This is a genomic window from Pseudomonas kielensis, assembly GCF_014236655.1.
Lineage (GTDB): Bacteria > Pseudomonadota > Gammaproteobacteria > Pseudomonadales > Pseudomonadaceae > Aquipseudomonas > Aquipseudomonas kielensis.
Map to the genome: position 1 here is coordinate 274,768 of NZ_JACMYG010000006.1, position 8,293 is coordinate 283,060.

The 8,293-nt window shown below is 60.7% G+C and carries 4 protein-coding genes; all 4 read left to right on the top strand.

The genetic code is table 11. The annotated features are described in order from the left end of the window. Nucleotides 1–295: 295 nt before the first annotated feature. The gene (gene gltB / locus H7995_RS08840) at nt 296–4,741 is read left to right on the top strand and encodes a glutamate synthase large subunit (RefSeq protein WP_166592082.1); all 4,446 of its coding nucleotides are present in this window, start codon (nt 296–298) and stop codon (nt 4,739–4,741) included. A gap of 32 nt (nt 4,742–4,773) precedes the next feature. Continuing rightward, nucleotides 4,774–6,192, top strand: coding sequence for an FAD-dependent oxidoreductase (locus H7995_RS08845; protein WP_166592083.1), 1,419 nt, complete (start codon nt 4,774–4,776; stop codon nt 6,190–6,192). Between the two features lie 247 nt (nt 6,193–6,439). After that, the gene (hemE, locus tag H7995_RS08850; RefSeq protein WP_166592084.1) at nt 6,440–7,507 is read left to right on the top strand and encodes a uroporphyrinogen decarboxylase; all 1,068 of its coding nucleotides are present in this window, start codon (nt 6,440–6,442) and stop codon (nt 7,505–7,507) included. Nucleotides 7,508–8,009: 502 nt separating this feature from the next. Then, a partial coding sequence (locus tag H7995_RS28455; RefSeq protein ID WP_244647676.1) for a lytic polysaccharide monooxygenase occupies nt 8,010–8,293 on the top strand: 284 nt, incomplete at its 3' end.

The window sequence follows — 8,293 nt, forward strand, 5'->3', positions numbered from 1 at the left end:
AGGCATGCTGCCCTCGGGCCGCGTGCCTTGTGGTGTCTGCGTCACAGTAGTCTTTGAGTGGTTGCGGTCAGAATTAAAAAAAGTTTTGACTAGCACAGTAGATCGCTTTAAACCTTTCATAAATGCGACATAGATTTGCGACATTTCGTCGTCAAATTTGTGAGCCTCTGTGTCGGTGTGTACAATGACCTCCCTTTTGCCCCCGCAAAGCTGGCGTACGTTCGGCGTGGAAGGTAACTGGTTGAATTGAAAAGAAATTTGCCTCGTTAAGAGGCAGCCTGGTGAGAAAGTGTCTATGAAAGCAGGTCTGTACCAACCAGATGAATTCAAGGATAACTGCGGTTTCGGCCTGATAGCCCATATGCAGGGCGAACCCAGTCATACCCTTTTGCAAACGGCCATCGAGGCCCTGACCTGCATGACCCACCGCGGTGGGATCAACGCCGACGGCAAGACCGGTGACGGTTGCGGTCTGCTCATTCAAAAGCCGGACGTGTTCCTGCGGGCAATCGCCCAGGAAACCTTCGGTGTGGAACTGCCCAAGCAATATGCGGTGGGCATGGTGTTCTTCAACCAGGACCCGGTTAAAGCCGAGGCCGCGCGCGAGAACATGAACCGCGAGATACTCGCCGAAGGCCTGCAGTTGGTCGGCTGGCGCAAAGTGCCGATCGATACCAGCGTCCTTGGCCGCCTGGCCCTGGAGCGCCTGCCGCAGATCGAGCAGGTGTTCATCGCCGGTGATGGCCTGAGCGACCAGGACATGGCCATCAAGCTGTTCAGCTCCCGTCGTCGTTCGTCCGTGGCCAACGCCGCCGACACCGACCACTACATCTGCAGCTTTTCCCACAAGACCATCATTTACAAAGGCCTGATGATGCCGGCGGACCTCACCGCCTTCTATCCGGACCTGAGCGACCAGCGCCTGCAAACCGCGATCTGCGTGTTCCACCAGCGCTTCTCCACCAACACCCTGCCGAAATGGCCGCTGGCCCAACCGTTCCGCTTCCTGGCGCACAACGGCGAGATCAACACCATCACCGGCAACCGCAACTGGGCCGTGGCCCGTCGCACCAAGTTCAGCAACGACCTGATGGACCTGGAAGAGCTCGGCCCGCTGGTCAATCGCGTGGGTTCCGACTCCTCGAGCATGGACAACATGCTGGAGCTGATGGTCACCGGCGGCATCGACCTGTTCCGTGGCGTGCGGATGATCATTCCGCCAGCGTGGCAGAACGTCGAGACCATGGACCCGGACCTGCGTGCATTCTACGAGTACAACTCGATGCACATGGAGCCGTGGGACGGCCCGGCCGGCGTGGTCATGACCGACGGTCGCTACGCGGTGTGCCTGCTTGACCGTAACGGTCTGCGTCCGGCGCGCTGGGTGACCACCAAGAACGGCTTCATCACCCTGGCCTCGGAAATCGGCGTCTGGAACTACCAGCCAGAAGACGTGATCGCCAAGGGCCGCGTTGGCCCGGGCCAGATCTTTGCCGTGGACACCGAGACCGGCCAGATCCTCGACACCGATGCGATCGACAACCGCTTGAAGTCTCGTCATCCGTACAAGCAATGGCTGCGCAAGAATGCCCTGCGCATCCAGGCGACCATGGAAGACAACGACCACGGTTCGGCCTTCTACGACGTCGACCAGCTCAAGCAATACATGAAGATGTACCAGGTGACGTTCGAAGAGCGTGACCAGGTGCTGCGCCCACTGGGTGAGCAGGGCTACGAAGCCGTTGGCTCCATGGGCGACGATACGCCGATGGCCGTGCTGTCCCAGCGCGTGCGCACGCCGTACGACTATTTCCGCCAGCAGTTCGCCCAGGTGACCAACCCGCCGATCGACCCGCTGCGTGAAGCCATCGTCATGTCGCTGGAGATCTGCCTCGGTGCCGAGCGCAACATCTTCCAGGAGTCGCCGGAACACGCCTCGCGCGTGATCCTCAGCTCGCCGGTCATTTCCCCGGCCAAGTGGCGCTCGCTGATGAACCTCGATCGCCCGGGCTTCGAGCGCCAGGTCATCGACCTCAACTACGACGAGGCCATGGGCCTTGAAGCCGCGGTGCGCAATGTCGCCGACCAGGCTGAAGAAGCCGTGCGTGCCGGTCGCACCCAGATCGTGCTGAGTGACCGTCACATTGCCCCGGGCAAGTTGCCGATCCACGCTTCTCTGGCTACCGGCGCGGTGCACCACCGGCTGACCGAAAAAGGCCTGCGCTGCGACTCCAACATCCTGGTCGAGACCGCCACCGCGCGCGATCCGCACCACTTCGCGGTACTGATCGGTTTCGGCGCTTCGGCGGTCTATCCGTTCCTGGCCTACGAAGTGCTGGGTGACCTGATCCGCACCGGCGAAGTGCTGGGCGACCTCTATGAGGTGTTCAAGAACTACCGCAAAGGCATCACCAAGGGCCTGTTGAAGATCCTGTCGAAGATGGGCATCTCCACCATCGCGTCCTACCGTGGCGCCCAGTTGTTCGAAGCCATCGGCCTGTCCCAGGAAGTCTGCGACCTGAGCTTCCGTGGCGTACCGAGCCGCATCAAAGGCGCGCGTTTCGTCGACATCGAAGCCGAACAGAAGGCCCTGGCAGCCGAAGCCTGGAGCCCGCGCAAGCCGATCCAGCAGGGCGGCCTGCTGAAGTTCGTCCACGGTGGCGAATATCACGCCTACAACCCGGACGTGGTCAACACCCTGCAAGCCGCTGTGCAGCAGGGTGACTACAGCAAGTTCAAGGAATACACGGCGCTGGTGGACAACCGTCCGGTGTCGATGATCCGCGACCTGTTCAAGGTCAAGACCCTGGATACGCCGCTGGACATCAGCGAGATCGAACCGCTGGAATCGGTGCTCAAGCGCTTCGACTCCGCCGGTATCTCCCTCGGTGCCCTGTCGCCGGAAGCCCACGAAGCCCTGGCCGAAGCCATGAACCGCCTGGGTGCGCGTTCCAACTCCGGTGAAGGTGGTGAAGACCCGGCGCGCTACGGCACCATCAAGAGCTCGAAAATCAAGCAGGTCGCCACTGGCCGATTTGGCGTGACCCCGGAATACCTGGTCAACGCCGAAGTGCTGCAGATCAAAGTGGCCCAGGGCGCCAAGCCTGGCGAAGGTGGGCAACTGCCGGGCGGCAAGGTCAACGGCCTGATCGCCAAGCTGCGTTATGCGGTGCCGGGCGTGACCCTGATCTCGCCTCCGCCGCACCACGACATCTATTCCATCGAAGACTTGTCGCAGCTGATTTTCGACCTCAAGCAAGTCAACCCCAAGGCCCTGGTCTCGGTGAAACTGGTGGCAGAAGCGGGCGTCGGCACCATTGCCGCTGGTGTGGCCAAGGCCTATGCCGACCTGATCACCATCTCCGGCTACGATGGCGGCACCGGTGCTTCGCCGCTGACCTCGATCAAGTACGCCGGTGCGCCGTGGGAACTGGGCCTGGCGGAAACCCACCAGACCCTGCGCGGCAACGACCTGCGCGGCAAGGTACGGGTGCAGACCGACGGTGGCCTGAAAACCGGCCTCGACGTGATCAAGGCGGCCATCCTCGGCGCTGAAAGCTTCGGCTTCGGCACCGCACCGATGATCGCCCTGGGCTGCAAATACCTGCGCATCTGCCACCTGAACAACTGCGCCACTGGCGTGGCGACCCAGAACGAGAAGCTGCGCAAGGATCACTACATCGGTACCGTCGACATGGTGGTGAATTTCTTCACCTACGTCGCCGAAGAAACCCGCGAGTGGCTGGCCAAGCTGGGCGTGCGCTCTCTCGAAGAGCTGATCGGGCGTACCGACCTGCTGGAAATCCTCGAGGGCCAGACCGCCAAGCAGCAACACCTGGACCTGACGCCGTTGCTGGGCAGCGATCACATCCCGGCAGACAAGCCGCAGTTCTGCCAGGTCGAGCGCAACCCGCCGTTCGACAAGGGCCTGCTGGCCGAGAAAATGGTCGACCTGGCCACCTCGGCCATCAATGACCTGAGCGGCGCCGAATTCGCCCTGGACATCTGCAACTGCGATCGCTCGATCGGTGCACGGATCTCCGGTGAAATCGCGCGCAAGCATGGTAATCAGGGCATGGCCAATGCACCGATCACCTTCCGCTTCAAAGGCACTGCCGGGCAGAGCTTTGGGGTGTGGAACGCCGGTGGCCTGAACATGTACCTGGAAGGCGATGCCAACGACTACGTCGGCAAAGGCATGACCGGCGGCAAGCTGGTGATCGTTCCGCCCAAGGGCAGCCTCTACAAGACGCAGGACAGCGCCATTATCGGCAACACCTGCCTGTACGGCGCCACGGGCGGCAAGCTGTTCGCCGCCGGTACCGCGGGCGAGCGATTTGCTGTGCGTAACTCCGGTGCCCACACCGTGGTCGAAGGCACTGGCGATCACTGCTGCGAATACATGACCGGTGGTTTCGTCTGCGTCCTGGGCAAGACCGGTTACAACTTCGGTTCAGGCATGACCGGCGGTTTCGCCTACGTGCTCGACCAGGACAACACCTTCGTTGACCGGGTCAACCATGAACTGGTGGAAATCCAGCGGATCAGCGGCGAGGCGATGGAAGCCTACCGTAGCCATTTGCAGCGTGTGCTGAACGAGTACGTCGAGGAAACCGACAGCGAGTGGGGTCGTGAACTCGCTGAGAACCTCGATGATTACGTGCGTCGTTTCTGGCTGGTCAAGCCCAAGGCTGCCAACCTGAAATCGTTGCTTTCCAGCACCCGTGCCAACCCGCAGTGATATGCGCCTGAAGAGTTTGATGAGGTTTTAACATGGCTGAACGTCTGAATAATGACTTCCAGTTCATCGAGGTCGGGCGCAAGGATCCGAAGAAGAAACTGTTGCGTCAACGCAAGAAAGAGTTCGTGGAAATCTACGAACCGTTCAAACCCCAGCAGTCGGCCGACCAGGCCCACCGCTGCCTGGGTTGCGGTAACCCGTATTGCGAATGGAAGTGCCCGGTGCACAACTTCATTCCCAACTGGCTCAAGCTGGTGGCCGAGGGCAACATCCTCGCCGCCGCCGAGCTGTCGCACCAGACCAACACCCTGCCGGAAGTCTGCGGCCGGGTGTGCCCGCAAGACCGTCTGTGCGAGGGTGCCTGCACCCTCAACGACGGCTTCGGTGCAGTGACCATCGGTTCGGTGGAGAAGTACATCACCGACACCGCGTTCGCCATGGGCTGGCGCCCGGACATGTCCAAGGTCAAGCCGACCGGCAAACGTGTCGCGGTGATCGGTGCGGGCCCGGCGGGCCTGGGGTGTGCCGACGTGCTGGTGCGCGGCGGGGTGACCCCGGTGGTGTTCGACAAGAACCCGGAAATCGGCGGTCTGCTGACCTTTGGTATCCCCGAGTTCAAGCTGGAAAAGACCGTGCTGAGCAATCGCCGCGAAGTCTTCACCGGCATGGGCATCGAGTTCCGCCTCAACACCGAGGTGGGCAAGGATGTGACCATCGAGCAACTGCTCGCCGAATACGATGCCGTGTTCATGGGCATGGGCACCTACACCTACATGAAGGGCGGTTTTGCCGGCGAGGACCTGCCGGGCGTCTACGACGCACTGGACTTCCTGATTGCCAACGTCAATCGCAACCTGGGCTTTGAAAAGTCGCCGGAAGATTTCGTCGACATGAAAGGCAAGAAGGTTGTGGTGCTGGGCGGCGGCGACACGGCCATGGACTGCAACCGCACCTCGATTCGCCAGGGCGCCAAGTCGGTGACCTGTGCCTATCGTCGTGACGAAGCGAACATGCCGGGCTCGCGCAAAGAGGTGAAGAACGCCAAGGAAGAAGGGGTGAAATTCCTCTACAACCGCCAGCCGATCGCCATTGTCGGCGAAGACCGGGTCGAAGGCGTGAAGGTGGTCGAGACCCGTCTCGGCGAGCCGGACGCCCGTGGCCGTCGCAGCCCCGAGCCGATTCCGGGTTCCGAAGAGATCATCCCGGCCGACGCCGTGGTCATCGCTTTTGGTTTCCGTCCAAGCCCGGCCGCCTGGTTCGAGCAGTTCGACATCCAGACCGACAGCCAGGGCCGCGTCGTGGCCCCGGAACAAGGCAAGTTCAAACACCAGACCAGCAACCCGAAGATCTTCGCCGGTGGCGACATGGTGCGCGGTTCCGACCTGGTGGTAACCGCGATCTTCGAAGGCCGCAATGCCGCCGAAGGGATCCTGGATTACCTGGGCGTCTAAGCTGCGTTAGAAACAGCACTGCAATACCTGTGGGAGCTGGCTTGCCAGCGATAGCATCACCTCGGTCTACCTGACCAACCGAGGTGTCTGCATCGCCGGCAAGCCAGCTCCCACAGTGTTTTGTATTGTTGCGAAAACCGTGTTCCAACCGCGACAAATTGACCCGATAGACAAAAGGCTGACCTGCATCCGTGCCTTTTGTGCTCGGCTCTGAGAAAATGCCCGCACTTTTTTTCCGGATGCCGACATGACTGCCCTGAAGAACGACCGTTTCCTTCGTGCCCTGCTCAAGCAACCCGTAGACGTCACGCCCGTGTGGATGATGCGTCAGGCCGGTCGCTACCTGCCTGAATACCGTGCCAGCCGCGCTAAGGCCGGCGACTTCATGAGCCTGTGCATGAACCCGGAGTTCGCTTGCGAAGTCACCATGCAGCCGCTCGATCGCTACCCGCAGCTGGATGCGGCGATCCTGTTCTCCGACATCCTGACCATTCCCGATGCCATGGGCCAGGGCCTGTACTTCGAAACCGGCGAAGGTCCGCGCTTCAAGAAAGTCGTCAGCACCCTGGCCGACATCGAAGCCCTGCCGATTCCTGATCCGCACAAAGACCTCGGCTACGTGATGGACGCGGTCAGCACCATCCGCCGCGAGCTCAACGGCCGCGTGCCGCTGATCGGCTTTGCCGGCAGCCCATGGACCCTGGCGACCTACATGGTTGAAGGCGGCTCGTCGAAAGACTACCGCAAGACCAAAACCATGCTCTATGACAACCCGCAAGCCCTGCACCTGCTGCTGGACAAGCTCGCACAGACAGTCACCAGCTACCTCAACGGCCAGATCATGGCCGGCGCGCAAGCGGTGCAGATCTTCGACAGCTGGGGCGGCGCCCTCTCGGCGGCGGCGTACCAGGAATTCTCCCTGGCCTACATGCGCAAGATCGTCAGCGGCCTGATCCGTGAGCACGAAGGCCGTAAAGTGCCGGTGATCCTGTTCACCAAGAGCGGCGGCCTGTGGCTGGAAAGCATCGCCGACAGTGGCGCTGATGCATTGGGCCTGGACTGGACCTGCGACATCGGCAGCGCCCGTGACCGCGTCGGCAGCAAGGTAGCCCTGCAAGGCAACATGGACCCGACCGTGCTGTACGCCAAGCCTGAAGCCATTCGCAGCGAAGTCGGGCGGATCCTCGCCAGCTACGGCAAAGGCAGCGGCCACGTGTTCAACCTCGGCCACGGCATCACCCCGGAAGTCGATCCGGAACACGCCGGTGCCTTCCTGCGTGCGGTGCACGAGTTGTCGGCGCAGTATCACGAGTGATCGTGACCCGATAAAAAACGCCCGGCAAATGCCGGGCGTTTTTGTATGCGTGTGGGCACCTTGGGTGACGCTGTAAATAGCGGCCCTGTTGGCGAGCCAGGCAGTGGGGGGCAGACTTGCTCTTTGCGGGCAAACCAGGGTTTGCAACGTTTGTTTCGCAGACGTTGTCTGTAGAACAAGGTTGGGCGATTGTAAGAAAAAGTTGCGTGACTTGTCTGATAAATAGCACCGATGACATTTCTCATGCTGTATAGGATTTATCCTACATAGAACCAGTGAGTTAATCGGTAGAGTGCGGCGCTCTCGTAATCTGGTCGCCGCAGCGTTGTGAACTTGATGTGCAGCGCTTAAATAAGTTTTGTTATTTGGTGCGGTTTGGCCAGCGTTTTCTTGCGGGGTTAAAAAGGTGCTGAAGTTGTCGCGCTCGGGAAATAACCGATTGCGTTGCGCAATATTGGGCGCTTCGCGAGTAAGTATAAATAACCAGTCTGGAACTAATAATATGAAACTAACTGTTTCTAGCCGCGGGATACTGGCGGGTTGCACATCCTCGATGACATTGATGGCAGCCATGCTGGCCTCACCCGGTGTGGCAGCCCATGGCTTTTTGAATGACCCACCTTCGCGAGCTTTTCTCTGCCAAAAAGGCTTGAACAAAGACTGTGGCGGCGCCCAGTACGAACCTCAAAGTGTCGGCGAGACCTTCAAGGGTTTCCCGGCCGGCGTCGGCGGCGCACCGCTGCAAGGCCCGGTAGACGGCAAGATCGCCAGTGGTGGTCATACCCT

Bases quoted from the DNA above. Each gene is read 5' to 3' on its own strand.
- hemE (WP_166592084.1), top strand. From the start codon at position 6,440: ATGACTGCCCTGAAGAACGACCGTTTCCTTCGTGCCCTGCTCAAGCAA.
- gltB (WP_166592082.1), top strand. From the start codon at position 296: ATGAAAGCAGGTCTGTACCAACCAGATGAATTCAAGGATAACTGCGGT.
- H7995_RS08845 (WP_166592083.1), top strand. From the start codon at position 4,774: ATGGCTGAACGTCTGAATAATGACTTCCAGTTCATCGAGGTCGGGCGC.